This window comes from Clostridium hominis, from assembly GCF_014287825.1.
GTDB lineage: Bacteria > Bacillota > Clostridia > Clostridiales > Clostridiaceae > Clostridium > Clostridium hominis.
Genome location: NZ_JACOOO010000048.1, coordinates 1 through 26,157 on the forward strand (window position 1 = coordinate 1; position 26,157 = coordinate 26,157).

At 29.5% G+C, this 26,157-nt stretch carries 27 protein-coding genes, 2 tRNA genes, 1 rRNA gene and 1 other RNA gene; 8 read left to right on the forward strand and 23 right to left on the reverse strand.

Translation table 11 applies throughout. The annotated features are described in order from the left end of the window. The 4 genes from H8S20_RS19600 to nagE form a co-directional block, all read right to left on the reverse strand. Positions 1-108: ribosomal RNA gene (locus H8S20_RS19600) — 16S ribosomal RNA — on the reverse strand; the annotation flags it as partial. Between the two features lie 488 nt (positions 109-596). Then, positions 597-830, reverse strand: coding sequence for a PTS sugar transporter subunit IIB (locus H8S20_RS19605; protein WP_051986706.1), 234 nt, complete (start codon positions 828-830; stop codon positions 597-599). Positions 831-965: 135 nt separating this feature from the next. After that, positions 966-1,229, reverse strand: coding sequence for a hypothetical protein (locus H8S20_RS19610; RefSeq protein WP_051986708.1), 264 nt, complete (start codon positions 1,227-1,229; stop codon positions 966-968). A gap of 135 nt (positions 1,230-1,364) precedes the next feature. After that, positions 1,365-2,807 (reverse strand): N-acetylglucosamine-specific PTS transporter subunit IIBC, encoded by a 1,443-nt coding sequence (nagE, locus tag H8S20_RS19615; RefSeq protein ID WP_032116735.1) that lies wholly within the window; start codon positions 2,805-2,807, stop codon positions 1,365-1,367. Positions 2,808-3,211: 404 nt separating this feature from the next. On the opposite strand from nagE, the gene H8S20_RS19620 reads away from it, so the two are divergent. Next, on the forward strand, positions 3,212-3,724 hold the full coding sequence (locus tag H8S20_RS19620; protein WP_032116820.1) for a PTS sugar transporter subunit IIA: 513 nt from the start codon (positions 3,212-3,214) through the stop codon (positions 3,722-3,724). Positions 3,725-3,822: 98 nt separating this feature from the next. On the opposite strand, the gene H8S20_RS19625 is transcribed toward H8S20_RS19620, so the two are convergent. Further along, positions 3,823-4,752: a GNAT family N-acetyltransferase gene (locus H8S20_RS19625; protein ID WP_032116736.1), complete on the reverse strand. Its 930-nt coding sequence runs from the start codon at positions 4,750-4,752 to the stop codon at positions 3,823-3,825. Positions 4,753-4,933: 181 nt separating this feature from the next. Between H8S20_RS19625 and H8S20_RS19630 the strand changes: the two genes are divergently transcribed. Then, entirely contained in the window at positions 4,934-5,590 is a 657-nt protein-coding gene (locus tag H8S20_RS19630; protein WP_051986710.1) for a DUF4230 domain-containing protein, read from the forward strand. 261 nt (positions 5,591-5,851) lie between these two features. Here the strand turns inward: H8S20_RS19630 and H8S20_RS19635 are convergent, their stop codons facing one another. Then, the gene (locus tag H8S20_RS19635; RefSeq protein WP_186861148.1) at positions 5,852-6,571 is read right to left on the reverse strand and encodes a tRNA threonylcarbamoyladenosine dehydratase; all 720 of its coding nucleotides are present in this window, start codon (positions 6,569-6,571) and stop codon (positions 5,852-5,854) included. A 187-nt stretch (positions 6,572-6,758) separates the two neighbouring features. Here H8S20_RS19635 and H8S20_RS19640 point away from each other — a divergent pair, with 187 nt between their 5' ends. Next, on the forward strand, positions 6,759-7,451 hold the full coding sequence (locus H8S20_RS19640; RefSeq protein ID WP_032116739.1) for a 5'-methylthioadenosine/adenosylhomocysteine nucleosidase: 693 nt from the start codon (positions 6,759-6,761) through the stop codon (positions 7,449-7,451). A 136-nt stretch (positions 7,452-7,587) separates the two neighbouring features. Here the strand turns inward: H8S20_RS19640 and H8S20_RS19645 are convergent, their stop codons facing one another. The 9 genes from H8S20_RS19645 to dnaX all read right to left on the reverse strand — a co-directional run bounded on the left by H8S20_RS19645 (position 7,588) and on the right by dnaX (position 15,021). Then, complete coding sequence (locus H8S20_RS19645) at positions 7,588-8,823, reverse strand: DUF1015 domain-containing protein (RefSeq protein ID WP_186861149.1); 1,236 nt, start codon at positions 8,821-8,823, stop codon at positions 7,588-7,590. 21 nt (positions 8,824-8,844) lie between these two features. Next, positions 8,845-9,759 (reverse strand): D-2-hydroxyacid dehydrogenase, encoded by a 915-nt coding sequence (locus tag H8S20_RS19650; protein WP_186861150.1) that lies wholly within the window; start codon positions 9,757-9,759, stop codon positions 8,845-8,847. Positions 9,760-9,789: 30 nt separating this feature from the next. Beyond that, positions 9,790-10,866, reverse strand: coding sequence for a pyridoxal-phosphate-dependent aminotransferase family protein (locus H8S20_RS19655; RefSeq protein ID WP_032116742.1), 1,077 nt, complete (start codon positions 10,864-10,866; stop codon positions 9,790-9,792). 128 nt (positions 10,867-10,994) lie between these two features. Beyond that, the gene (locus H8S20_RS19660) at positions 10,995-11,168 is read right to left on the reverse strand and encodes a hypothetical protein (protein ID WP_032116743.1); all 174 of its coding nucleotides are present in this window, start codon (positions 11,166-11,168) and stop codon (positions 10,995-10,997) included. A 380-nt stretch (positions 11,169-11,548) separates the two neighbouring features. Further along, a complete protein-coding gene (locus tag H8S20_RS19665; RefSeq protein WP_032116744.1) occupies positions 11,549-11,797 on the reverse strand; it encodes a pro-sigmaK processing inhibitor BofA family protein in 249 nt (82 codons plus the stop codon). A 60-nt stretch (positions 11,798-11,857) separates the two neighbouring features. Next, positions 11,858-12,106, reverse strand: coding sequence for a DUF2508 family protein (locus H8S20_RS19670; protein WP_032116745.1), 249 nt, complete (start codon positions 12,104-12,106; stop codon positions 11,858-11,860). A gap of 70 nt (positions 12,107-12,176) precedes the next feature. After that, on the reverse strand, positions 12,177-12,773 hold the full coding sequence (gene recR, locus H8S20_RS19675) for a recombination mediator RecR (RefSeq protein WP_032116746.1): 597 nt from the start codon (positions 12,771-12,773) through the stop codon (positions 12,177-12,179). Between the two features lie 177 nt (positions 12,774-12,950). Beyond that, positions 12,951-13,295 (reverse strand): YbaB/EbfC family nucleoid-associated protein, encoded by a 345-nt coding sequence (locus H8S20_RS19680; RefSeq protein WP_032116747.1) that lies wholly within the window; start codon positions 13,293-13,295, stop codon positions 12,951-12,953. A gap of 100 nt (positions 13,296-13,395) precedes the next feature. Further along, positions 13,396-15,021: a DNA polymerase III subunit gamma/tau gene (gene dnaX / locus H8S20_RS19685; RefSeq protein WP_032116748.1), complete on the reverse strand. Its 1,626-nt coding sequence runs from the start codon at positions 15,019-15,021 to the stop codon at positions 13,396-13,398. 377 nt (positions 15,022-15,398) lie between these two features. On the opposite strand from dnaX, the gene H8S20_RS19690 reads away from it, so the two are divergent. Then, positions 15,399-16,244 (forward strand): thymidylate synthase, encoded by an 846-nt coding sequence (locus tag H8S20_RS19690; RefSeq protein ID WP_186861151.1) that lies wholly within the window; start codon positions 15,399-15,401, stop codon positions 16,242-16,244. A 2-nt stretch (positions 16,245-16,246) separates the two neighbouring features. Next, on the forward strand, positions 16,247-16,735 hold the full coding sequence (locus H8S20_RS19695) for a dihydrofolate reductase (protein ID WP_186861152.1): 489 nt from the start codon (positions 16,247-16,249) through the stop codon (positions 16,733-16,735). Positions 16,736-16,975: 240 nt separating this feature from the next. Here the strand turns inward: H8S20_RS19695 and ffs are convergent. The 5 genes from ffs to H8S20_RS19720 form a co-directional block, all read right to left on the reverse strand. Then, an RNA gene (gene ffs, locus H8S20_RS19700) (signal recognition particle sRNA large type) lies at positions 16,976-17,240 on the reverse strand. Between the two features lie 3 nt (positions 17,241-17,243). Next, a tRNA-Ser gene (locus H8S20_RS19705) sits at positions 17,244-17,333 on the reverse strand. Between the two features lie 260 nt (positions 17,334-17,593). Further along, on the reverse strand, positions 17,594-18,358 hold the full coding sequence (gene lgt / locus H8S20_RS19710) for a prolipoprotein diacylglyceryl transferase (protein ID WP_032116751.1): 765 nt from the start codon (positions 18,356-18,358) through the stop codon (positions 17,594-17,596). A gap of 4 nt (positions 18,359-18,362) precedes the next feature. Further along, positions 18,363-18,821, reverse strand: coding sequence for a nucleoside deaminase (locus H8S20_RS19715; RefSeq protein WP_032116752.1), 459 nt, complete (start codon positions 18,819-18,821; stop codon positions 18,363-18,365). A 253-nt stretch (positions 18,822-19,074) separates the two neighbouring features. After that, positions 19,075-20,319 carry an HlyC/CorC family transporter gene (locus H8S20_RS19720; RefSeq protein WP_032116753.1) on the reverse strand — a complete coding sequence of 415 codons (1,245 nt, stop codon included), beginning with the start codon at positions 20,317-20,319 and terminating at the stop codon, positions 19,075-19,077. Between the two features lie 224 nt (positions 20,320-20,543). Here H8S20_RS19720 and H8S20_RS19725 point away from each other — a divergent pair, with 224 nt between their 5' ends. Then, on the forward strand, positions 20,544-21,464 hold the full coding sequence (locus H8S20_RS19725) for a DUF368 domain-containing protein (RefSeq protein WP_032116754.1): 921 nt from the start codon (positions 20,544-20,546) through the stop codon (positions 21,462-21,464). A gap of 209 nt (positions 21,465-21,673) precedes the next feature. On the opposite strand, the gene H8S20_RS19730 is transcribed toward H8S20_RS19725, so the two are convergent. Next, positions 21,674-21,748, reverse strand: a tRNA-Arg gene (locus tag H8S20_RS19730). A 64-nt stretch (positions 21,749-21,812) separates the two neighbouring features. Then, positions 21,813-22,592 carry a staygreen family protein gene (locus H8S20_RS19735; protein WP_186861153.1) on the reverse strand — a complete coding sequence of 260 codons (780 nt, stop codon included), beginning with the start codon at positions 22,590-22,592 and terminating at the stop codon, positions 21,813-21,815. A 230-nt stretch (positions 22,593-22,822) separates the two neighbouring features. On the opposite strand from H8S20_RS19735, the gene H8S20_RS19740 reads away from it, so the two are divergent. Together H8S20_RS19740 and H8S20_RS19745 are read left to right on the forward strand one after the other, a co-directional pair. Next, positions 22,823-23,545, forward strand: a complete 723-nt coding sequence (locus tag H8S20_RS19740) for a lysophospholipid acyltransferase family protein (RefSeq protein WP_032116755.1) — start codon at positions 22,823-22,825, stop codon at positions 23,543-23,545. Between the two features lie 392 nt (positions 23,546-23,937). Continuing rightward, positions 23,938-25,566, forward strand: coding sequence for a DEAD/DEAH box helicase (locus H8S20_RS19745; RefSeq protein ID WP_042280996.1), 1,629 nt, complete (start codon positions 23,938-23,940; stop codon positions 25,564-25,566). Positions 25,567-25,597: 31 nt separating this feature from the next. On the opposite strand, the gene H8S20_RS19750 is transcribed toward H8S20_RS19745, so the two are convergent. Further along, positions 25,598-25,903 (reverse strand): hypothetical protein, encoded by a 306-nt coding sequence (locus H8S20_RS19750; protein WP_032116756.1) that lies wholly within the window; start codon positions 25,901-25,903, stop codon positions 25,598-25,600. Positions 25,904-26,157 lie beyond the last annotated feature (254 nt).

Consider the following 26,157-nt stretch of genomic DNA (forward strand, 5'->3'; position numbering starts at 1 on the left):
TCACCCGTCCGCCGCTAGCTTTGTTCCGAAGAACTCCACTCGCTCGACTTGCATGTGTTAGGCATGCCGCCAGCGTTCGTCCTGAGCCAGGATCAAACTCTCAATAAAAAGTTTAATCTGTTGCTCAAATTACTTTGAGTCTTTAAATATTTTAAAAACTCTCAAAAGAATTGCTGGATTTATTTTAACTATATTCTGTTCAATTTTCAAAGACCATATTTTGTTATCGCTTCAAGCGACTTTCTTATCTTATCACTTACTAATTATTATGTCAACACTTTTTTTGAAAAGTTTCAACTTAATTTCTTAGAATCTTTATTCTTTCTAGAAGCCTTGCTCCCGAAGAACACAACCTATAATACCATCTTGATAAATATAGATGCTTTTAAATTTGCTCTATTATTTTATTTATTCTCACTTTTTTTATGTTTTTCTACATTTTTAGCCTTTTTCCGACTATTGATACACCAGGATAAGTTATTCAATCTATATTCACTTTTATACTATGTTTTATAACCTTTAATTTATAACATATATTTATATTCCCATAAAAAAGAAAAGATTATTCATCTCTTCTTTTTTATTTTTATATGCTCTTATTCTTTTATCGACTTTCTCATTCTACTTATAATGGGATTTGCCATATTTTCTATCATCATTTGTACATTATTACTTCCTAATCTTATTATTTCTGTTACACCTATTCGTTTTAATTTTAGTTTATCTATCTTACTGCCATCATTTAATTTTAATCTTACTCTAGTAATACATGAGTCAAAATCTTCAATATTATATTTTCCTCTAACTGTTTCTATAATCTCTTCTGCCATTTTATCTAATTTAAATATTAAAGGTTTAACTGACGCTTCTTTATCTTGAGTTTTATATATATATTGATTTCATCTTCAACTTTGTTCACTTCAACAATATCATTATCTTCTTTATCCCTGCTAGGAGTTTTTAAATCAAATTTTATTATTAAAGAAATAAAATATTATAAAGTAGACTATTCCAATAATAATTCCTACTAATAATAGTTCTACAGATTTCTCTGCTAAATTCAAATTCAATAGATAATCTATTAATCCAGCTGAGAAAGAATATCCATGTCTTACTCCAAAGAAGGCCGTAATATCTAATGCTGCCCCTGTTAGGACTGCTATAGAGGTCATTACAGCCTTTCCTAATCTTTGAAAAAAATTTAATAACTTATTAATTCTTGTTTCCATATAAAATTTCCCCATTATTATATAATTTTATCTTTTAGTTAAATCCCCTTTATAATTATTAGTACTAAAAAAGGTGTAGTTAACAAACTACACCTTTTTTTATCATTCACTTTTCTTAAATTATATAGCTATACTTTACTTGCATAGCATTTTTAATTCATCGGCTACAAATTGTACTTGAGTTCCTACTATAACTTGTATACTTGTTTTACCTGGTCTAATTATACCAGATATACCAGCAGACTTAATAACTTTTTCATTTACTTTTGTATTATCTTTTATTTCTAAACGTAATCTTGTTATACAATTATCTACAGATACTATATTCTCAACCCCGCCTAATCCTTCTAATATTATAGAAGCAACTTCAGTAAAGTTGTTATTTGAAAGTTTAGCTTTTGATTCACCATTCTCATCATCTTCTCTACCTGGAGTCTTTAAGTTAAATTTTGTAATTGCAAATCTAAATACTACATAATAAATAACTGCAAATATTAAACCAATACCTATTAACCAAATTGGATTTTGAGCCATTGGCGCCTTAAAACTTAAGAACCAATCTACAAAACCTGCACTAAAGTTAAATCCCGCTCTTACTGGTAACATCGCACAAACTGCAGCTGATACCCCTGTTAATAAAGCATGAACTACATATAATCCTGGAGCTAAGAACATGAATGCAAATTCTAATGGTTCTGTAACACCTGTAAAGAATGAAGATAAACCTGATGCTAGTAATAAACCTGCTACAACCTTTTTATTTTTAGATTTAGCAGTGTGATACATAGCTAAAGCTGCTGCTGGTAAACCAAACATCATTACTGGGAAGAATCCTGTCATGTACATACCTGTTTGACCTAAAACACCACCTTGTGCTTGCCCCCAGAATTTAGCAATATCATCAATTCCTGCAACATCAAACCAGAATACTGAGTTAAGCGCATGGTGAAGACCTGTCGGTATCAATAATCTGTTAAGGGCTGCATATATCCCCGCCCCAATTGCATTTGTTGAAATTATAGCTTCACCGAAAGATACTAATGCCCCATATACCATTGGCCATACAAAGAATAATATCCCTGACGCAATAATTGACACTGTTGCTGTAACTATAGCAACTGATCTCTTACCACTAAAGAATGCTAATGCATCTGGTAATTTAGTATTCTTGAATTTATTATATGAATTAGCTCCTATTAAACCTGCAATTATTCCTATAAATTGTGTTTGCGTTTTAGCAAATGCAGGCGCTACTTCTGAAACATCTATTCCTTTAAGCATTGCTACAACTGCTGGTGATAATAATGTAGTTATCATTAACCATGAAACTAGACCTGCAAGACCAGCTGTCCCATCACTATCATCTGACATACCAACAGCAACTCCGATTGCAAATAAAATTCCCATGTTATCAATTAATGATCCACCAGCTTTAATTAAAAATGCTGCTCCAGCACTATTTGCCCCCCAACCAGTAGGGTCTATCCAGTAACCAATACCCATTAGTATACTAGCTACAGGTAAAGCTGCAACTGGAAGCATTAATGATTTGCCTAATTTTTGTAAATACTTCATCATATTCACTATTCCTCCTTAGTTGTTTATTGTTTCCATTTAAATAATCACCGTAGCTAAATTAAAATGTAATATATAATTTCAGGCACAAAAAAAGCTGAAAAGTATATAGAAATATTCTTTTCAGCTAATGCCCGTATTTATGGTCGCACGCCTCATATTTAAATGATATTTAATTTGTGTTTTTTCATTTTACATGTTTATTTATTTTTAGTCAACGGTTTCAAGTAATTTTTTATCGTTTTTAATTGACACCATTATTTTAAATATATATAATGAATTTAAAATATGTTACTGTTAAATCAGGCATAAGTTTTTCTTAGTAGATTAAACTTATGCCTTTTATTTTTATAATAATAATTTGCTTTGAGAAAGGAAGTGACTTCCTGATATATTCAGGAAATAGTATGGCTAATTTTTTTAAGAATTTATTTAAATCAAAATCAAAAGTTGAAGAAGCTCCAAAAAACTTCTTAGTTGCAGCAGCAACAGGAAATGCAATTCCACTATCTGAAGTTCCAGATCAAGTTTTTGCACAAAAACTAGCTGGTGATGGAATGGCTATAATGGTTACTGGAGATACTATAGTTGCTCCTGCTGATGGAGAACTTTCTTTAATATTTAAAACTAAGCATGCTTTTGCTATGACTTTAGAAAACGGACTTGAAATATTAGTTCATATCGGAGTAGATACAGTTAGCCTAAACGGTGAAGGTTTTGAACAATTAGCAGAACAAGGAACAAAAGTAAAAGCTGGTACTCCAATAATAAAAATCGATAGAGAGTTTATATTAAGCAAAGAATTATCTTTAGCTACTCCAATATTAATAACTAATGTTGATGCAGCTAAATCAATCACTCCAGTTGAATCTGGTTCAGTTGTTGCCGGAGAAACTGCAGTAGTAAATTTTGAAGTTTAATTTTATATATAAAAAAAGCTAAGTCTAACTTAGCTTTTTTTATTTTATATATATTAATAGAAATTCTAAATCTTTCAGTAGCAAAACTTTTTTAAAAACTATATTATCTTATAAAAAGTTATATGATCTCTCCAACTACCATTAATGTATAAGTAGTTTTTATTTAATCCTACCTCTTCAAATCCACAAGATAATAATACTCCCCTAGATCTAAGATTGTCAGTAAGAATTGAAGCTTCTAATCTATGTAAATCTAAATAATTCTTAGCATATTCTAAAGTTAACTTTACAGCTTCCTTCATATATCCCTTACCTTCATACTCTTTGTCAATTGAATAACCAACTATTCCGTTCTTGAATACTCCATAGACAACATTAGAAATTTTTATCTTTCCTATAAGCTTATTGTCTTTATATATTCCTAGGTCACTACCTACCCCTGTCATCAATTGTTTATAACTCTCTAGCAATATTTCTCTTTGAGTTTCATATGTATAAAAACTACTATCCCTAGTTGGTTCAAAGTTTTTTAAATGTTCTTTATTTCTTATATAATATTCCGTAAGTTCTTCAGCATCATCAGGAGTAAAATTCCTAATTTTTATATTACGGCCTTCTAATTCCACTATAGTATTCCTACTACAGTTAATATACTCATTCCTATTTATTCCTAATCCTAATTCATCTTGAAAGTTTCCCTTAACAAAAAGATTATCAGTAAATATCGCTTCTAAGGTAAATCCCATATCTAAAAATGGACTTAAATTAGTATTTTCGTTAACTATAAAATTAGCCTTAAATATATCATTATCCTTAAATATAGCTTTTAATATAGACTTTATTGCATCTTTTAATAAATCATAATTTCTATCTCTATAGAACTTTAACTTTACGTTACACTTCTTATTCTCTTTGTCTAATTCAATTATAGTAAATCTTCCTATAAGTATTTTATCTTTATCTTTAATAACATAATCATTTAATGTTCCATTAACTAACTCAATATATATTTCTTTTTGGTTTTCCATAGTAAATCTCCTAAAAATTAGTTGTCTTATCCTATTATACAAATAATTTTACATAAAACTCAACTAACATTATATTCAAAATTTATTTATATCAGCTTTATTTTCCTTTGTAATATATATTTCTTCACAATAATATATTTTATTAAAATAATTATATACAGGAAGTGATTTTATATTTAGATTGATAAGTCAAAAATTAAAGAAATTTCATTTTAAGAGGTCAATAATACTTTCTTTAATAATATTATCACTAGGAATTTTTTTAGGATTTAGATATTCATATAAACTAAAAGATATGATTTCTTATTTAGACATATATAATGATATTACTATATTAACTGAAGAAACTTTAGTTAATGAAGTTAAGCGTGTAAATAAGCTTATTCCTTTAGAAGTTGAATTAAGTCAAAGTATATTGATAGATAGAAGCCTTTGGGATTTAGAAGTATTTAAGAAGTGTAAAACTATAACGTTTTTCGCTAATTGTTCCTACTCAGTTGATTTCTCTAATATCACTACTACCGATATAATATTAGATAATTCAAGTAAACATATTACTATGTCAATTTCACCACCTGAAGTTTTTAGCATTAATATAGATGAAACTAAAACAAAATACTCTGAGCCAGAACTAGGATTATTAAGATTCGGAGATATCCAACTCTCTTCTGAAGAATTTGGAGATTTAAGAACAAAACTCGATGATGAGTTTAAATTAAAAATGACTAATGAATCATTGCAAGATCAAGCTATTTCAAATACCAAAAGTTCATTAGAAAACATTATTTATAACTTAATAGGTGAAAAATATACAATAGACGTTAATGTTACTCGTTAAGCTCGTAAGATAAATATTAGTTACGCTAAGAGAAATATTACCTTTGCTCAAATAAATATTCATCTTTTATGAAGATAAATATGCCTACGGCAAATATACTAATTAGCCGTAAGCATCGGTTTATCTTTATTCAACAAACATTTTTCTTCAACCTGCTTAATATTTATCTATGACGTAGTCATATATTTCTCTTTTGCGTAAGCAAAACATTTCTCTTGCCAAAGGCGACATTTCTCCTTGTGAGTGTAACGAACAACCTATTTATTTGCTTATTCCAACTAAATCTTTTATTACTTCTCCAGCAATTATCATGCCTGCTACTGGTGGAACGAATGGCATACTTCCTGGAGTTTGTCTCTTACCTGATGGTACTGCATCACCTTTATCTGGTGTCATAGGCATCTCTTCTGAGTAAACTACCTTTAATTTTTTAACGCCTCTTTTCTTAAGCTCTGATCTCATAACCTTAGCTAGAGGACATACCTTTGTTTTAAATACATCTGTAACTCTAAATTGACTTGGGTCCATTTTGTTTCCTGTTCCCATAGAACTCATTATTTTTATATTATTTTCATAACAATACTTAGCTAAAGCTAACTTTGATGTTACGGTATCTATAGCATCAACCACATAATCAACATCAGTAGGTATTATTTCTGCAATATTATCAGCATTTAAAAATACTTGCTTTGCTTCTACATTACATTCTGGATTAATTGATAAAACTCTTTCTTTCATAGCTTCAACTTTTACCATGCCAACTGTATTACGTGTAGCATGAATTTGTCTATTTAAATTTGAAATACATATTGTATCATTATCTACTAAAATTAAATTTCCTACCCCTGCTCTAGTTAATGCTTCTACTACAAAGCTTCCGACACCACCAACACCAAATACTATAACCTTAGATTTGGCTAATGTATCTAATCCTTCATTTCCTATAAGTAATCCTGTTCTACATACTGGACTTAACGCCATTTACCTTACTCTCCTTTGTATATTATTTTTTATTATTTTAGACTATTACCTCTTCATATACAATGTTTATTTCTTACAATAACAAAAGAATTACATAATTTTTATACAAAGCTACTAAAAATATAAAATAACTATTATAATAGTCGTAGACTAATATTGTTTTAAATTATATTAAGGAGGACTTATTATGGTATTAGGTATAATAGGCGCTATGTCTGAAGAGCTAGAAATCCTTTTAAAAGATATGAGCTTAGAAGACGTTCAAGTTAAGGCAAATATGAAATTCCACAAAGGTAAGCTATGGGGAAAAGATGTTGTAGCTGTAGTTTGTGGTATTGGTAAAGTTAATGCAGCAATATGCACTCAAATTCTTGCATCTGAATATAATGTTTCAGCAGTTATCAATGTTGGTGTTGCTGGTGGTATAGGAAAAGATATATATCCTGGAGATGTAGTTATAGCAGAGAACTTAGTTCAATACGATATGGATACAACAGCTTTCGGAGATCCTATGGGTCAAATTCCAAGATTAGATACATTTGATTTTAAATGTGATTCTAAGCTTATTGAAACAGCTAAATCCGCTTGTGAAGAAGCTACAGAATTCAAAACTTTCTCTGGTAGAATAGTTTCAGGTGATATGTTCGTTGCTTCTATAGATAAAATTAAGTGGCTTGAATCTGAATTTGCAGCTTTAGCTTGCGAAATGGAGGGTGCAAGTATAGCTCACGTTTGTTACTTAAACAAAATTCCATTTGTAGTTATTAGATCAATATCTGATAATGCAAACAACGGAGCTCATATGGACTTTGAAAAATTCACACCTATTGGAGTTAAAAACTCTACATTTATACTAAAATCAATGATAACAAAACTTTAATTTTAGTTAAAAGTGACAAGTGATAATTGACAAATTAAATGAATAAAGTCAGCATTGCTGACTTTAAAAATGATTTTTCTAAAACTGCGTAAGCAGTTTTTTCACTTACTTGTCACTGTTAACTTGTCATTTGTCGCTAGTTAAATTTGTGAATAAAAATCCCGCTTCTAGGTTTTGGTTCAAACCAAGTTGATTTAGGTGGCATAATGCCTCCTTTATCTGCAATAGACATAATATCACTCATTTCAATAGGATATAATGAAAAGCTGACTCTCATATCTGTATCTGCTCTTCTCTCTAATTCCTTTAATCCTCTTATTCCTCCAATAAATTCAATTCTATTTGACTTCTTAGGATCGTCTATTCCTAAAATAGGCCCTAATATATTATTTTGAAGGATTGATACATCTAAGCTTTCACTGTTTATATCTTTAATTATTATCTCTGAATTTGCCTCTAATTCATACCATTCTTTATCTATATACATTCCAAATATATGCTTTCTTTCTGGTGATATAGGTTTATTCCCATAAGATTTTTCCACTCTAAACTTTTTAGAAATTTCTTTTAAAAATTCTTCCTTAGTATATCCATTTAAGTCTTTTACAGTTCTATTATAATCTAATACATTTACTTCAGTATCTGGATAGGCTATAGCTAAAAAATAATTTATTTCATCACGCTTCTTATACCCTCTGCCATTTTCCATAGCAACTCTAGCCGCAGCCTCTATCCTATGATGACCATCTGCAATATATAAATTTTCTATATTATGAAATGATTCCATTATATATTTTATATCTTCGTCTCCATCAATTTTCCAAACAATATGAGTTATATTGTCATCTGCCATAAAATTATACGTAGGTTCTAGATTAATATATTTTTCTATAATACCTGTTATAGTTTTATCTTCTCTATAAACTAAAAATATAGGTCCAGTGTGAGCATTACAATATTTTATATGTTTTACTCTATCTACACCTTTATCATCTCTTATATTTTCATGCTTTTTAATCTTATTTTCTATATATTCCTCTATTGATGCACATGTAACTAATCCAGTTTGACTTTTTCCGTTCATAATCTGTCTATAGATATAAAACATTGGCTTTTCATCTTGAATATATATTCCTTCATTTATCATATTATCTAACAAGTCTCTGGCGCATTCATATACTCTATTATCATATTTATATATATATCTAGGTAAATTTACTTCACCTCTATCAACTCTTAAAAACGAGTATTTATTATCTTTTACTAATTCCCTAGCCTCTTCACTATTAACAACATCATATGGTGGAGCTGCAACATATTTTACTAAGCTATCAACTGGTCTATATGCTCTAAAAGGTTTTATTATAGCCATTTAATTTATATCCTCCCTTAATTACTTTACACTAAAGAAGTTCCTTATTATATTCACTACTTCATTAGCTATTCTGTCTTGAGCCTCTTTAGTTGATGCTCCAATATGAGGAGTTACGCTTACTCTCTTATGATTTATTAACCTTTTATTTAATGTAGGCTCCTGTTCAAAAACATCAATTCCAGCACCTGCTACCCTTCCATTATCTAGAGCCTCTAACAATGCATCTTCATCTACAACTTTACCTCTAGCACAATTTATTAAATAAACTCCATCTTTCATTAACTCAAATTGGCTTCTGCCAATTATAGGACCTATTTTCTTATCATAAGGAACATGTAATGAAATAAAATCAGATGTTCTTAATAGTTCTTCTAACGATTCAAATTTGTAACTAAGATCATTATATTTACCTTCAATTGTGTAATATACTACATTCATTCCAATTGCTGACGCCTTTTTAGCCAATGCTCTTCCTATACGTCCCATTCCTATTATTCCAAGAGTTTTTCCCGAAAGCTCTATCCCCTGATATTCTTTCTTATTCCAACTACCGACTCTCATAGTAAAATTTGAATCTGCTAAAAATCTAGCAACAGAAAACATATGCGCAATAGCGAGTTCTGCAACGGAATCTGAACTTGCATTAGGAGTATTTCTAACTTCTATTCCTAGATTTTTAGCATAAGGAACATCTATATTATCAACACCTACCCCCGCTCTTATTATTAATTTAAGCTTACTTTCATCGGTTAAGCTATCTAATATATCTGAATCTATTTTAGTAGCTGATCTTATAGTAATAACGTCAAAGTCTTTTAAAATATTTTTTAATTCTTCCTTACTATAATGATAATTAGTAACTTCCATCCCCAATAGTTTCAAATTATCAATAGCCTCTTGTTGTAAGCCGTCATTTGTTAATACTTTAATCATATAGCCCCCTCCTCTCATCTATAGTTACAATTATTTTAATTGTAATATATCATTTATATTGCTTAATAACTCTTCCACCTCGGCGACTGTACAATCAGCCATATGAGCTATTCTAAATGTTTTTTCTTTTAAATCTCCATACCCATTAGATATTTGGAATCCTCTTAAACCTAATTTTTTATTTAAATCTGACACACTTATATTTTTAGTATTTTTAATAGTTGTTAAAGTATTTGATATATATCTTTCATCTGGGAATAATTCAAAGTAAGTTTTTCCCCATTCTCTAACTATATTAGCCATCTCAATATGTCTTGCAAATCTATTTTCTAGCCCTTCTGTATTTAAAATATAATCTAACTGGTAATCAAGTGCATACATATGTGATATTGATGGTGTTGAAGGATATTGATAATCCTTCTTTTTTATATATTTATACAAAGCTAATAGATCTAAATATGTCCCTCTAAATTTAACCTTTTCAGCATTTTTTATAGCTTTATCTGAAAAAGTACATATAGACATTCCTGGTGGTAACCCTATTGCCTTTTGAGTTGAAGTTATACATATATCTATTCCACACTTATCTACTTCAACCTTGCTTCCAGCAGCGGAACTTACTGTATCTACTGCAAATATAACCTCTGGGTATTTTTTAACTACTTCCCCAATCTCTTCTATAGGATTCATTATTCCTGTAGATGTTTCATTATGAGTTACTGCTAAAAAATCATAATTCCCTGTAGCTAATACTTTATCTATCTCTTGAACATTTACTGCTTTTCCTTTATCAACTTCATAAATGTCTGCTGGGACATTATTACTAACAGCCATTTCATGCCATCTTTTTCCGAAGGCTCCAACAGAAAATACTGCAGCTCTTTTAGCTGTACATGATCTTATAGCGCCTTCCATAAGACCACTACCGGATGTTGTAGATAATAGTATTTCGCTTTCTGTATAAAATATTTTTTTCATATTATTACTAATAGACTTTTGTAATTCTGAAGCTTCTTTGCTTCTATGACCGATCATAGAAGTGGCCATTTTTTCTAATACTTCTTTTCTAACTTCTACTGGTCCCGGTATAAAAAGTTTCTTGTGCATTTTCTGCCTCCTTTTCTTTTATATAATCTTATTTTTATTATAATATTTATATTATTTAATTATTGTTCCTATGAAATGATGGTAATAAAAAAATCCTATGTTACCACATAAGATTTATCTAATAAATTCTATTCTTCATCAAAAATTAATACCGACTCTGTTTCTCTGCAGTATTTAACACATATACATTGACCTAAATGTCTAGGGCACTTATAACATACACATCCATTACCTTTTCCATCACAAGTACCTTTTTTAAGTTCAGGGCAATATGCACAATTAACTCCATTTCCAGCTGCCATAAACACTCCTCCTTTTTATAATAACTTAAAATTACTATTATCTCACTTCGTAATTTACAGCTATTTTATCTATTTTGTATAAATAAAAATATATAATTTAAATTATATATTTTTAAAATCTAACTTACAACAATTTACACGTATATTTGTATATATATTGGACAAATTAATACTGTAAATAATCATTATATATAGTGGTTATTTATAAAAACGGGTGTAAGCGGATGTAGTGCTTACACCCTGATTTTTTATAGTAACACTTTTTATATTAATCCATAAAATATATATATAAAAGCTTTTCACTCATTGGCAATTCAAAATATTCTAACTCCCATCTATGAAACTACAGGGAACCTATTTAAAATAGGTTCCCTGTAGCTTTAAAAAAACAATTTAAATATTATTAAAAATATTATCCCTGGTATTCCTAAAAATCCAGCAATAAGCGCTGTTACTGGATTTATTACTAGAGAAAAGTCAAAATATGCTCCTATATAATTAGTTAGATATAATAGTAATATTCCAACCAATCCATTTATAAGTATCTTTATTGGCCACTTAAGAAGCTTAATAACTAAAAATAATAAAGCTAATCCTATCAAGCCGTAAATTATAAGTTCCATATCCATAATAAACCCTCCAAATAATATACACTATTAATATTATGCTATATTATACCAATTTATATATTATATTTCCATACTGTCTATATATTCTTTCTTTGCAATCTTAAACAAATAATCAAATCTCTGTCTAGCTGCTTCTTCCTTATATATAGCTGCTTCTATAAGCTGAGGGTCATTTGTAATATTAAACAGACTTTCTGCCGCTTCCATCTCATTTATAGTCTCTCTTAATTCAGTTAAAATCTCTTTACTTATACGCTCTTCTTTTTCATATCTAACTAAAAGAAAATCTAATATATTCTTCTTATTCATAGAACCTCCCAAAGATATTTTTACTTATTAGTTTTAACATCCTCAACAAATTCTATTCATAATAATTAGCCTATATTTCTTTTCTTCCTTCTAATGCTTTTGAAAGTGTTACTTCATCAGCATATTCTAGATCTCCACCTACCGGTAGTCCAGATGCTATTCTTGTAACCTTAATATCTAAAGGTTTAAGTATTCTTGAAATATACATAGCTGTTGCTTCCCCTTCAACATTAGGGTTAGTAGCTATTATAACTTCTTTTACATCTGCACTCATCCTTGCAACAAGTTCTCTTAATTTTATATCTTGAGGCCCTCTTCCTTGCATTGGAGAAAGATTTCCATGAAGAACATGATAGCTTCCGTTAAACTCTTTAACCTTCTCCATAGTCATTATATCTTTTGGTTGTTCAACAACACATATAACATTCTTATCCCTACTTGGATTTGCACATATTGCACATGGGTCTTTATCTGTAAAGTTTCCGCATATAGAACAGTACTTTATAGTTCCTCTCGCCTTTACTAGTGCATCTGCAAATTCTTTTACCTCTTCTTCAGGTAGATTTAATACATGTAATGTTAACCTTTGGGCAGTTTTTTGGCCAATGCTTGGCAACTTTGCAAATTCCTCAATTAATTTCTCTATGGCAACTGGATAAAAATCCATATTATACCTACCTCCTTTGTTTTAAATTACAAAATTAAAAATTTTGAATTCAAATTTATGAAACTCACTATTCACTACGTTCATAGGAGTAAGTTCGATTAGCAAAATTAAAAATTTTGAATCTCACTTAATTTATAAGGCATACAAAGGTATTACTTTGTATGCCTCTAATATATATTAAAACATTCCTGGTATATTCATTCCACCAGTTAATTTACCCATTTTGTTAGCTGTTTCATCTTCAGCTTTCTTTAATGCTTCGTTAACTGCACTTAGTACTAAATCTTCTAACATTTCAACGTCATCTGGATCTACTACTTCTTCTTTAATTTTTATTGAAAGAACTTCCTTCTTACCATTAACTTTAACTAATACAGCTCCGCCTCCAACTGAAGCTTCAAATTCTTTTTCTTCTAATTCTTGTTGAGCTTGAGCCATTTCTTTTTGAAGTTTTTGTGCTTGCTTCATTAGGTTATTTATATTTCCTCCCCCGAAACCACCTGGGAATCCACCTCTTGCCATAACATATCCTCCTTGAAATAAAAATATATTCTTTATTATATATTATTTTAAAATAATTTACTATAAGTGATGATTCAAAAATCAAATTATGAAAGCATTCTTATTCATCTATAATATCGACAAAGTCTGCTCCAAATGTTTCTACTAATATATCTTCAGTACTCTTTCCACTTTTATTTTCTTCTTCTACAATAAAATTAACCTTTATATCTTCTCTTAAAACTTCTGAGAATATATCATTAATTACACTCTTGTATTCTGGTTTATCTAATCTATCTTTACTTAACTTATAATCACTATCGAATTGAATAGTCACTATTCCCTTTGAACAAGCTACAGGCCTTCCTGTTAATATAGAAGCATATACTATCATAGCTCTTCTAGCTTTAAATCTATCCAATATATCCTTCCAAGCCTTTTGAACATCATTAATACTTAGCGTAGAATTACTATTCCCACCTTGAATATTCTGAACACTAGGATTAGGCTGCTTATTAGCTGTTTTATTAGCAACAGCTTGCTTTGTTTTCTCAATTTCAGTTTTAACGCCTTCAGCTGCCACTACTTTAATATTACCACTCTTTAAATTTTCCTCCAATTTATTTAATCTTGATAATATCACTTCATTAGATGTGTCATATTCTATTTTGCACATTTTTATTATAGCTAATTCTAAATACAATCTTGCTTGCTTACTTAGTTTTGCATTTCCTTCAGCTTCTTGAAGAATTCTTATACATCTCATTATCTCTTCAGCTCTCAACCTAGCTGACTGCTCTTTTATAAGAGATATATTCTCTTCTGACATATCTAATACTTCTTCTGGATTATTAGTAACCTTAGCCATAAGTAAATTTCTATAATGCGATACTAAATCTTTTATAAAAAGATATATATCTTTTCCTGAGAAAACTACATCCTCTATTACTCCTATAGCTCTCTCAACACTTCTTTGAATAATAGCATTAGTTAAATTAAATAAGTGCTCATTTGTTACCAACCCTAACATACCTATTAAAGTATCATATTGCACATTTCCATTTCCCATAGAAATCGCTTGATCTAGTATACTTAAAGAGTCTCTCATAGCTCCATCAGAAATTCTTGCAATTAAGTTTAAGCTCTTATCATCAGCTATAACATTTTGATCTGTAACTATCTTTCTAAGTCTATCTGTTATATCACTATTGCTTATTCTCTTAAAGTCAAATCTTTGACATCTTGAAAGTATAGTTATTGGAAGCTTTTGTGGGTCAGTTGTTGCTAAAATAAATATTACGTTACTTGGAGGTTCTTCTAAAGTCTTTAAGAATGCATTAACAGCACCAGCAGAAAGCATGTGAACCTCATCCATTATATATACCTTAAATCTTGCTTCTTGTGGTGGATATTTTACGTCATCTATAATATCTCTAATCTTATCAACACCATTGTTTGAAGCTGCATCTAATTCTGTGACATCTATTGCTAACCCTTCATTTATCTTTTTACACATCTCGCATTCGTTACAAGGCTCTCCATCTTGTAGATTTAAGCAGTTTAATGCCTTTGCAAAAACCTTTGCAGTTGAGGTTTTCCCTGTACCTCTAGTTCCACAAAAAAGATAAGCATGAGCTATTCTATTGTTTAAAATCTGATTTTTTAATGTAGTTGTAATATGTTCTTGCCCTACTACATCATAAAATGTTTTAGGTCGCCATTCTCTATATAAAGCAGTATATGCCAAGGGATTCACCTCATTTTTTTATCTATTTAATATACTTTTTATTATACCCAATATTTATTAATAGTTAAAGATTTTTCCCCCTAACAGAAAATCTAAATACTTTATTTGCTCATTAAACAGTATTAATCTTCGTCATAACATTTATAATATGCAATACACTTTGCATAAATATTAAACTTTTATACATTTGCTTTTCCAAAGATATTTTCACTTTAAAATCTAAGTTATTTTTTTAACAACCCTATGTATATACTTTCCATTTAGTTGTTATTTATTTAACTTTTGTTATGTAATACACTATATACTATTAGCAATTAATTTCTTTCCTATTATTATTATGATAAAATACTATTAAAATAGATTTTAGAGGTGAACCTATGACTAAAAACTTTGTATCAAAAACAGATGAGTTATTTAAAAATACGCTGAATGAAATTCTTACAGTTGGAACAAGTACAGAAGGCCATAAAATAAGACCAAAATATAAGGATGGAGCTCCTGCTCACACAATATATATAAACCAAGTTGTTGAAAAATATGATATATCTAAAGGCGAACTCCCTATCACTACATTAAGACCTACCGCATGGAAATCAGCTATAAAAGAAATTCTTTGGATATATCAGGATCAAAGTAATGACTTATCAGTATTAGAAGAAAAATACGGAATTATGTGGTGGAGAGATTGGGAAGTAAATAATTCAAATACAATAGGTCAAAGATACGGAGCTACTGTAAAGAAATATGACTTAATGAATAAACTACTAAATGGATTAAAAAATGAACCTTATACTAGAAGACATATTATAGATTTATATCAATATGCAGATTTTGATGAAACAGAAGGCTTACACCCATGCGCATTTCTTACTGTATGGTCTGTTAGAGGAGAGTTCCTTGATGTAACGCTTCATCAAAGAAGTTCTGACTACTGTGTTGCAGGTCATGTTAATAAGGTTCAATATGTAGCATTAATGATGATGGTAGCTAGACATGCTGGCTTAAAACCTGGCGTATTTATGCACGTTGTAGACAACCTACATATTTATGATAGACACATAGAACAAGCTAAAGAATTAATTTCTAGAACACCTAGTAATAAACAACCTAAGCTAATACTTAAAGAAGGAAAAACAAACTTCTACGATTTCACAATAGATGACTTTGAAATGATTGACTATGAACCTGTTAAACCACAACTAAAATTTGAATTGGGGATATAATAATGATTAGTTTAATAGTTGCTACAGCACAAAACAATGTAATCGGTGGAGATAATAAGCTTTTATGGCATATTTCCGAAGATTTAAAAAGATTTAAGCAAATTACTTCTGGTAATACAATAATTATGGGTAGGAAAACCTTTGAATCATTGCCAGGGGTTCTGCCTAATAGAAAACATATAATAATAACTAGAGATAAAACTTACTCTGTGGACAATCCAACTGTAGAAGTTATCCACAATATTAACGATATTATCAACAGTTTTAAAAATTCTCCTGTGGAAGTGTTTATAATCGGCGGAGGAGAAATCTATAATCAATTTATTAACTCTGTGGATAAAATCTACTTAACAAAAGTTCTTAAAGACTTCGAAGGGGATACCACTTTCCCAGAAATAGATTCAAATGAATGGACTGTAACTTTTGAATCTGAAGTTTTCACTGATCCTAAAAACAATATAAACTATCAATTCGTTAATTTAGAAAGATAAAAAAGGGCAGAAAAATAGGGATATTTCTTGAGTAAGAAGAAATGTCCCTATTTTCCTGTCCTATTGTTTTTTGTCCTATATTGTTAATCCTATTGAAGAGTAACCGAATTTTATAAAAAGATAATATGCTCCAAGAGCTTTCCTATTACCTTTTAACTTCAAGAATTTAAATAAATTCTTAATTTCAAATAACTTTCTTAAACATTAAAAAAGCCTTTCCATAGAAAGGTTTAATAAAAACCGTGCACCTCACTTCGGCAGTAATCTATATGCGTTACCTATGTAGTTAACTCAGGCTAGATTTATCCACGTCACACTCAGGGGCTACTTATCGCTGCTTCCTTCCGGACCTGACGAGGTTCATAGTCTTAAGTCGCGTGGGACCCCACCCTCAACATCACTTGCATAGGGGCAGACCATATAGACTAAAGCCTAGGTGAGGAATTCAATCCTGCTATAGCGGATTGCAGGTTACAGGGCACCGCTGACTCCCCATCTAGCACGGCTATGGCGGAGAGAGTGGGATTTGAACCCACGATAGAGTTTCCCCTATACACGCGTTCCAGGCGTGCTCCTTCGACCACTCGGACATCTCTCCATAATTACTAGAATAAATTCCTCTAGACTCTAACGTTTTGACACGTTATCTAATTATAAACATATGTTAACATACAACTTAAAAAAGGTCAACCTAATTATATTGGTCAATATTACCGATTACATTTTACTTTTATATTTAAAAAACATTGCTATTTTTGCTCTTTTATTATTTATATATATGCTTCTCTCATAAAAAACAAAAGATTATTATATCAAAAGATTGATATAATAATCTTCTATTAATCATATAAATCAAACTTATTTTTTAGTCTTTTTCCTACAAGCAAAAATTATAATCACTATTCCCGCTACTATGCCTATTAAGCTTACTATTTGAGCAATTCTTAATCCAAAGAACATTAAACTATCAGTTCTTAATCCTTCTATAAAAAATCTTCCTATAGAATAAAGTATCATATAACTTCCAATTACAATACCATGTTGTTGCTTTTTCTTATATAAGATAAAAATAAGTATTGCACAAACTAACAAATTCCATATAGATTCATATAAAAATGTTGGATGATAATACGTTCCATTTATAAGCATTCCTTGTTGAATAAATTGTGGGAATTTACTTATAAATTGTTCTGTAACAGGTCCTCCATGAGCTTCTTGATTCATGAAATTTCCCCATCTTCCAATAGCTTGGGCTAATATTACTCCAGGCATTACAACATCAATATATTCAAAGAAATTAACCTTCTTAAATCTAGTGAAAACATAAGCTGTCAATAATCCAGCAATAAGACCTCCATGAATAGCTATTCCACCATTTCTTATATTAATCATATCCCATATTGAATGATAGTTTTCAAATTCAAATGCGACATAATATGCCCTAGCCCCTATTATAGCTAAAGGAAAGCTCCATAAAAATCCATCAATAATAATATCAAAATCTAAATTTTTCTTCTTTGCAGTTATATATGTAACTCCAAAAGCTGCTAAAACTCCAAAGGCAATAATTAATCCATACCATCTAATATCCATTCCAAATATTCTAAAAGCAATAGGATTCACATAATCAACTCCTCTCTATTTTATTATTTTTTCTTCTATTCTTAAAAAAACTTGTAAGAATATCACTACATCTATTATCATAACACCAAATTGTGTTGATTTTATGATTAAAAATATTATAATCTAAAATATTTAATATTGTTCCGCATGCTCCCATATCTATATTAAAAGTACCAATATATAAATTAGATATCCTAGAGTGAGCTATTGCTGCAGCACACATTGCGCAAGGTTCTAATGTAACATACATATCGCATCCATTTAACCTCCAGTTACCAATAGCCCTGCTAGCCTCTTCTATTGCTAATATTTCAGCATGAGCTGTAGATATCTTCTTAGTCTCCTTCATGTTATATGCCTTAGCTATAACTTCTCCATCCTTAACAATAACAGCTCCAACAGGAACTTCATCTAAATCATAAGCTTTCTGAGCTTCAGCTAAGGCTAAATCCATAAAATTCATAAAATCACCCTATTTAGTGATAGCTAAAGCTATCAAGAGAAAATTAACTTTGTTAAGATAAATATGAGCTTGTGATAAAGAAAATATTTCATTAATAAAAAAATTTATCTTTGCTATTTAGCAAAGATAAATTTTAAGTTTCCTCTGCCATAGGCATATTTATTAGTCCAAAAGACATATTTCTTTTCACCTTTTGTTGAATACTTCTCTTGCTAAAAGCAATATTTCTCTTATGAAGCTTGCTTCACACTTCTTAAGTATATATTCTGACTTTCTTTATTCTATTTTTATCAACTTCTTCTACAACAAACCTTATGCTATTTAATTGAACTTCTTCGTTTTGTTCTGGGAATCTTCCTAATTCACCAATAACAAGTCCTCCAACAGAATCAAACTCTTCTGACTCCATATTAACACCTATAAGTTCACTTATATCATCTAGTCTTGCACTTCCATCAACTACAAACTCGTCTTCTTTGATTACTTCTATTTCCTTTTCATAATCATCATACTCGTCCTCTATCTCTCCAAAAACCTCTTCTATTAAATCTTCTATAGTAACTATTCCAACAGTTCCACCATATTCATCTAATACTACTGATATATGATTTCTTGTCTTCTTCATTTCACTAAAAAGCTCTTTTATCTTCTTAAACTCAAAAGTATAATATGGTTCTCTCATGTAATCAGCTACTTTAAAAGGCTTTGAACTTTTCTCCGCCATAATTAAGTCTTTTACATTTAATATACCAACTATATCATCAATAGTTTGATTATATACAGGTATTCTTGAGAACTGTTCAGTCTTTATTACATCTAAAACTTCTTCATAGCTTGCATCTATATCTACAGCTATTACATCTACTCTTTGAACCATTACATCTTTAACATGAGCATCAGCAAAATCAAAAACATTGAAAATCATTTCCTTTTCAACATCTTCTAATACACCTTCTTCTTCACTAACACCAACCATGGTTCTTAATTCTTCTTCAGTTATAAATGGCTCACTTGCCTTAGGATCTCCACCAAACAATCTTATGAATATTGAAGATATAGCAGTAAAAATTCCTATAAAAGGTTTTAATATTTTAACAATTATATTAATTATCTTGCTTACTTTTAAAGCTACCTTTTCAGATTTTTGCTTCGCTATAGACTTTGGAGTTATTTCCCCGAAAATAAGTACTAATATAGTCATTACACCTGTTGCAATCCCTGCTCCTGCTGAACCAAATATATTTGTAGCAATAGTAGTTGCAAGGGCAGACGCACCTATATTTACTACGTTGTTTCCTATAAGTATTGCTCCTAAAAGCCTATTTGGGTCTTCCGTTAGTTTTTCAACTAGCTTAGCACCTTTTACTCCCTCTTCCACCATATGTCTTATTCTAATTTTACTTAAAGACATTAATGCTGTTTCTGACATTGAAAAAAATCCTGACATAATAAGTAAAATTATAAGTATACCTACCTGCCATATGAGACTCGTGTCCAAAAATAATCACTCTCCTATAATATATAAATATTTTATTGTTAATTATATCATACGCTAAAATTATATGATATAATTTTCCAATAAATTAAATATAAATTCATATTTGGTGTAATTTATAAATATGTTTGCAAAACCTAGTTTTTAGATTTCACTTATTGTGTAATTTTAGTATTTGATTTAAAATATTTCTTATGACTGTAATTAACATATTTTGAGGTGGTAATTTGTTTATAATTAATTTTATCCGCGGATTTTTTATGGCCCTAGCTGATAGTGTTCCAGGTGTTTCTGGTGGTACTATAGCTTTTATACTTGGTTTTTATGATGATTTTATAGATTCACTAAATTCATTAATATCAAGAGATAATATGGAAAACAAAAAAAATTCTTTAGTTTTTTTATTTAAATTAGGAATTGGTTGGGTAGTTGGAATGGTATTATCAGTACTATTCTTATCATCAATATTTGATGCTCAAATCTACGAAATAAGTTCCTTATTTACTGGATTTATAGTAGTTTCGATTCCATTAATAATTAGTCAAGAAAAGGACTCTATTGTTGGTAAATATAAAAATATCATATTTGCTATTATAGGAATTGCTGTAGTTGCTCTTATAACTTACTTTAATCCAGCATCTTCTAATGGTGGACTTAACCTTTCATTAGATAACTTATCAGTTGGTTTAGGTATATTTGTATTTGTAGCTGGTATGATAGCTATTTCTGCAATGGTTCTTCCAGGTATATCAGGTTCAACATTACTTTTAATATTTGGACTTTATACTGGAATTATAGGTGCTATAAAAGAAGTTCTTACTTTTAATTTTTCTTACTTACCAATATTAATAATATTCGGTTTAGGAGTATTAACTGGTATAGCAACAACAATAAAAGTTATCAAATTTGTACTAAAGAAATACAGATCTCAAACTGTATACTTAATATTAGGACTTATGATTGGTTCTATATATGCAATATTTATGGGACCTACAACTTTAGAGGTAGCAAAACCAGCTATGAACTTATCAAGCTTTAGCTTTATATTCTTCATAATCGGCGGAGCACTAATAGTTGGATTAGAGAGATTAAAAGTAGTTTTCGAAGGTAAAGAAACTAAAAATAAATCAAACAAAAAAGGAGCTTAATTGCTCCTTTTTTTATATTCTAACATTACCGCTATCAATCCCATTACTACCTTCATTTAGAGGTAACCATTCTAATACTTTTAATATATGTTCATCCTAGGAGTACCAATTATCATCTCTAGAGCCCTTAGCATATGTTGCATCAAAGTTATTGTCTAAATAATAAAGCCATAAAAACCTTACAGCAAATAAGATTTTTATGGCTTTATTGGTACTCCCAACAGGAATCGAACCTGTATCTATCCCTTAGGAGGGGACTATTCTATCCATTGAACTATGAGAGCACACTAACAAATATATTTTATTACATTCATCTATATATGTCAATTTTTTCTACTCGTCTTTATTTTACATATTTATCATCTTAGAATCTTTTATATTAATAACATTATCTTTAATTAAAAATATAATAATAAAATTATTATATAGTGGTGTAGGATTTCCTACCTTCACCCCTATTCCTACCTCAAACTCATCTGGTAAGTACTCACCTTTATCTATCTTTTTAGAATATAATACTTCAGCATCCTTTAAGCAATAACTTGCTTCTCTACCCGCAAAAATATTTACTTGAATTTTTATATATAATGATAAAACCCTTATTAACGCTTCTTCTATATCATCATTTTTATAGTCTCTTACGTATAATTTAGCTGCATGTTTATTAAACCTAGTCTCTTCATCCAAATAGTCTATAACTATTCCCCACTCTTCAATCTTATTATATTTAGGTATATCTGATTTAAAATTAATTATGACTGTAGCCTTATATAACTCTGAATTTTCCTTTATAAAGTCTTTATCGCCATAAATTATTGCATTTAATGCTAATGAAAGTTCTTCTCTAAACACTTTATCTCTAATTATAGTTTTATTTAAAGATGATTCTAAACTAACCTGAAGATATACGCTTAATATATCTCTTCCATCAACTACTTTCCACTCTGCTAGCACTTCATCTCTAGTTTCATTAGTTTTCTCATAATCATATTTCTTACCAATAGTTAAAAATAGATCTGCTGTTTCATCTGAATGCGTTAATGTATATTTTCTATCTTTATTTTTAGTATCAATATCTACCTTATCTTTATACTCTACAAATAATTTTTCTGGAATAAATTTAGACATCTTAATATCCCCTTAAACCTTTTAATTAATTTCATTATATGTTTAAAAAAAATGTTGTTCACTACAAATATTAGCCTTTAATTTTGGTTTTATTTTGAATACTAACTTAAAAGAAAGTTACTATTTCCAGAGCTTTGTAGCCATATTATCAAGTAATAAAATCATAGATTTTAAGTTTTAATTATAGTATACTTTAAATAAGTTTATAAATTTAAGGGGTTGAATTGAATATGATTAGAACTATAATTTGGTTTATTTGGTTTGCTATTAGTTTAATAATAAGCATACCTTTTATTTTTAGAGTTAACTACTTAATTAAAAAAGATAGAATTGAGGAAAGCAAAAAACTTATTCATAAATGCACAAGTCTTTGGGCTAAATCACTGCTAAAAATAGCTGGTGTAAAGATAAATGTTACTGGACTTGAAAATGTACCTAACGATAAAACTGTATTGTTTATAGGTAACCATCAAGGTAACTTTGATATTCCAATATATCTTTCTACTATGCCTGTATTAATAGGATTTGTTGCAAAAATAGAAACTGAAAAAATTCCACTAGTTAGAACTTGGATGAGAGCAATGAAGTGTGTATTTATGGATAGAAGCAGCCTTAGAAAATCTAGTGAGGCTATTATTCATGGAATTAAGAATCTTAAGTCTGGTTATAACATGGTTATTTTCCCTGAAGGTACAAGAAGCCGTGGCGATAAAACTGGTGAATTTAAAGCTGGTAGCTTTAAATTAGCTACAAAATCAAAAGTTCCAGTTATTCCTGTAACTATGAATGGTTCTTATAAAATTATGGAACATGGTAATGGCCCTTGGATCAGACCTGCTAATGTAGAGTTAACAATTCATGCTCCAATTGATACTTCTTCTTTAACTAAAGATGAGATTGATACTTTACCATCTAAAATTGAAAAAATAATATGTTCAAAATTACCTAAGTAATTTAAAAATGGCTTGAATTTTCAAGTCATTTTTTTTTCAAAAAAATAGAGTAAATGGTATTTTAAATACCACCTACTCATAATGACACAATAACACAATAGTCTATTTGGTTATTAATAAATAGCTATCTCGCTTTATTATTTTAAAGGTTTATTTTTAAATGTCAAACCTATATTCTTACCTTTAATTACTTTTTATGTAAATGCTAACGTTTTCCTAGGTGTTGCATGTATTCTTTTTTTATTTTACAATAAATACTTGATGCATAAATATCATTTTTGCTATATACTTAGTAAAGTCGATAAAAAGTAACGTAATTTAAATTGATTTAAATATATGAATTTTTCACTCTAGAGAAATAGTAATTAATATAAATAAGAAAGAGGTATTATATGACAAATTTAACATTTAAGGATTTAGGATTAAGAGAGGGGTTATTAAGAGCTATAGATGATTTAGGCTTTACATCACCATCTCCAATCCAAGCAGAGAGTCTTCCTGTTACTTTAGAAGGTTTTGACATAATAGGTCAAGCCCAAACAGGAACTGGTAAAACTGCTGCATTTGGTTGTGCAATAATAAACAACATTAAAAATAGGAATTCTATAGCTTCTATAATATTAGCACCTACAAGAGAATTAGCACTACAAGTTCACGATGAGTTAATTAAATTAACAAAGTATGAAAAACTTAATATAGTTGCTGTATACGGTGGAGCACCTATTCATCATCAAGCTAGAGACTTAAAAAGAGCTAATATCGTAGTAGGAACGCCTGGTAGAGTATTAGACCATATAAGAAGAGGAAACTTGCCACTAGATAAGGTAGAAGTTTTCGTTTTAGATGAAGCTGATGAAATGCTAAACATGGGATTCATTGAAGATATGGAAGAAATCATGAAGAGTATTCCAGAAGAAAGACAAACTTTATTATTCTCAGCTACAATGCCAGCACAAATAAAGAAATTAACTAAGAAATACTTAAAGTCTGATGCTAAGCATATAGCTATTGCTAAGACAGAAATGACTGCATCAAAAATAGCTCAATATTTCTATGAAGTGCAAGGTGACCAAAGATTAGAAGCTCTTTGCAGACTTATAGACTTTGATATGCCACAATCATCAATAATCTTCTGTAGAACTAAAAAAGGTGTAGATGATTTAGTAACTGCTATGCAAAGCAGGGGATACATGGTTGAAGGTATGCACGGAGATATGTCTCAAGTTCAAAGAATGAAGACTTTAAAGAAATTTAAAGATGGAGCTTTAAAATTCTTAGTAGCTACTGATGTTGCTGCAAGAGGTATAGACGTTGAAGGTGTAACTCACGTAATCAACTATGAATTACCACAAGATATCGAATCATATGTACACAGAATCGGTAGAACTGGTAGAGCTGGTAGAGAAGGAACTGCTTATAGCATAATCACTCCAAGAGAATTTGGATACTTAAGACAAATCCGTAATACAACTAAGAGTGATATCGTAAAGAAATCTGTACCTACAGTTCAAGAGATATACAACAATAAATTCACTACTATGGTAGATGAAGTTAGCTCAATAATTGATGCTAAAGGTTATGATAAGTTTGTAGATGTTGCTAAAGAATTAAATGAAAGATATGATGCGGTTGAGGTTATAGCTTCATTAATGAAGAGCCAATTTGATACTAAACTTTCATTCGATTATTCAACTGATGCTTTAGTTGCACCTAAGAGCCAAGATGTAAGATTATTCTTCTCAGCTGGTAAAAGAGATGGTTTAACAATAAAGAATCTTCTAACTTATATCACTGATAATGCTAAGGTTGGTGCTTCTCAAATTAGAAATATTGATATAATGGAAAACTTCACATTTGTAAATGTTGATGAAGCAATTCACCAACAAGTATTAACTAAATGTACAGGAAATAAAATCAATAAGAGAAAGATAAACGTTGAAGTTGCTACTGGTTCAAAAGGAAAAGGTGGTAAAAGCGGCGGTAGAAACAAAGGTTTCAACAGAGATAGAAAAAATAAATAATTATATAAATTAAAGCTAAAGAAGTGAGAAATCACTTCTTTAGCTTTTTATTTACACCTTCTATTAAATAGTTTAAATGTTCTATATCTGCATTTGATCTTCTAAGCATCTTGGTTCTTTCCTCAGCCTTTTGAATTGCTTCTTTTGCTTCTTCAAAATCCTTTGCCTTTATTGATTTATTTGCATATTCTATTAAGTAATCTATCTTTAGAACCATTTCTGCTAAATCTTCTCTACCATCATTAACTAAATCTAATAAAAGATTATATATTTTAGGTGATGTTGTTTGTTTTGAATCTCTTAATAAGTCATTATTTTTACTAGTTATTTTTCCCATAAAAATTCCTCCAATTTATCCTTAACTATATTTTTGTCTTTTTTTATAAATTATATTTATTACAACACATTATTAAAAATAGTACAACCCATTTAATTTTTAATTAATAATTTTTCAAGCTATAACTTACTTAAGCTAATACTTTTCAGAATTTTCTTTTTATTGAAAAATATATTATATATTACTTCATAATTATACTTTTGTATTTTAATTTCTATTTTAAAATACATATCAAAACTATTTTAAAATTTTTC

Excerpts from the sequence above, each read along its gene's own strand:
- H8S20_RS19605 (WP_051986706.1), bottom strand. The coding sequence starts at position 830 with ATGGCAGAAGAGATTATAGAAACAGTTAGAGGAAAATATAATATTGAA.
- H8S20_RS19610 (WP_051986708.1), bottom strand. The coding sequence starts at position 1,229 with ATGGAAACAAGAATTAATAAGTTATTAAATTTTTTTCAAAGATTAGGA.
- nagE (WP_032116735.1), bottom strand. The coding sequence starts at position 2,807 with ATGATGAAGTATTTACAAAAATTAGGCAAATCATTAATGCTTCCAGTT.
- H8S20_RS19620 (WP_032116820.1), top strand. The coding sequence starts at position 3,212 with ATGGCTAATTTTTTTAAGAATTTATTTAAATCAAAATCAAAAGTTGAA.
- H8S20_RS19625 (WP_032116736.1), bottom strand. The coding sequence starts at position 4,752 with ATGGAAAACCAAAAAGAAATATATATTGAGTTAGTTAATGGAACATTA.
- H8S20_RS19635 (WP_186861148.1), bottom strand. The coding sequence starts at position 6,571 with ATGGCGTTAAGTCCAGTATGTAGAACAGGATTACTTATAGGAAATGAA.
- H8S20_RS19640 (WP_032116739.1), top strand. The coding sequence starts at position 6,759 with ATGGTATTAGGTATAATAGGCGCTATGTCTGAAGAGCTAGAAATCCTT.
- H8S20_RS19645 (WP_186861149.1), bottom strand. The coding sequence starts at position 8,823 with ATGGCTATAATAAAACCTTTTAGAGCATATAGACCAGTTGATAGCTTA.
- H8S20_RS19650 (WP_186861150.1), bottom strand. The coding sequence starts at position 9,759 with ATGATTAAAGTATTAACAAATGACGGCTTACAACAAGAGGCTATTGAT.
- H8S20_RS19655 (WP_032116742.1), bottom strand. The coding sequence starts at position 10,866 with ATGCACAAGAAACTTTTTATACCGGGACCAGTAGAAGTTAGAAAAGAA.
- H8S20_RS19660 (WP_032116743.1), bottom strand. The coding sequence starts at position 11,168 with ATGGCAGCTGGAAATGGAGTTAATTGTGCATATTGCCCTGAACTTAAA.
- H8S20_RS19665 (WP_032116744.1), bottom strand. The coding sequence starts at position 11,797 with ATGGATATGGAACTTATAATTTACGGCTTGATAGGATTAGCTTTATTA.
- H8S20_RS19670 (WP_032116745.1), bottom strand. The coding sequence starts at position 12,106 with ATGAATAAGAAGAATATATTAGATTTTCTTTTAGTTAGATATGAAAAA.
- recR (WP_032116746.1), bottom strand. The coding sequence starts at position 12,773 with ATGGATTTTTATCCAGTTGCCATAGAGAAATTAATTGAGGAATTTGCA.
- H8S20_RS19680 (WP_032116747.1), bottom strand. The coding sequence starts at position 13,295 with ATGGCAAGAGGTGGATTCCCAGGTGGTTTCGGGGGAGGAAATATAAAT.
- H8S20_RS19690 (WP_186861151.1), top strand. The coding sequence starts at position 15,399 with ATGACTAAAAACTTTGTATCAAAAACAGATGAGTTATTTAAAAATACG.
- H8S20_RS19695 (WP_186861152.1), top strand. The coding sequence starts at position 16,247 with ATGATTAGTTTAATAGTTGCTACAGCACAAAACAATGTAATCGGTGGA.
- H8S20_RS19715 (WP_032116752.1), bottom strand. The coding sequence starts at position 18,821 with ATGAATTTTATGGATTTAGCCTTAGCTGAAGCTCAGAAAGCTTATGAT.
- H8S20_RS19735 (WP_186861153.1), bottom strand. The coding sequence starts at position 22,592 with ATGTCTAAATTTATTCCAGAAAAATTATTTGTAGAGTATAAAGATAAG.
- H8S20_RS19740 (WP_032116755.1), top strand. The coding sequence starts at position 22,823 with ATGATTAGAACTATAATTTGGTTTATTTGGTTTGCTATTAGTTTAATA.
- H8S20_RS19745 (WP_042280996.1), top strand. The coding sequence starts at position 23,938 with ATGACAAATTTAACATTTAAGGATTTAGGATTAAGAGAGGGGTTATTA.
- H8S20_RS19750 (WP_032116756.1), bottom strand. The coding sequence starts at position 25,903 with ATGGGAAAAATAACTAGTAAAAATAATGACTTATTAAGAGATTCAAAA.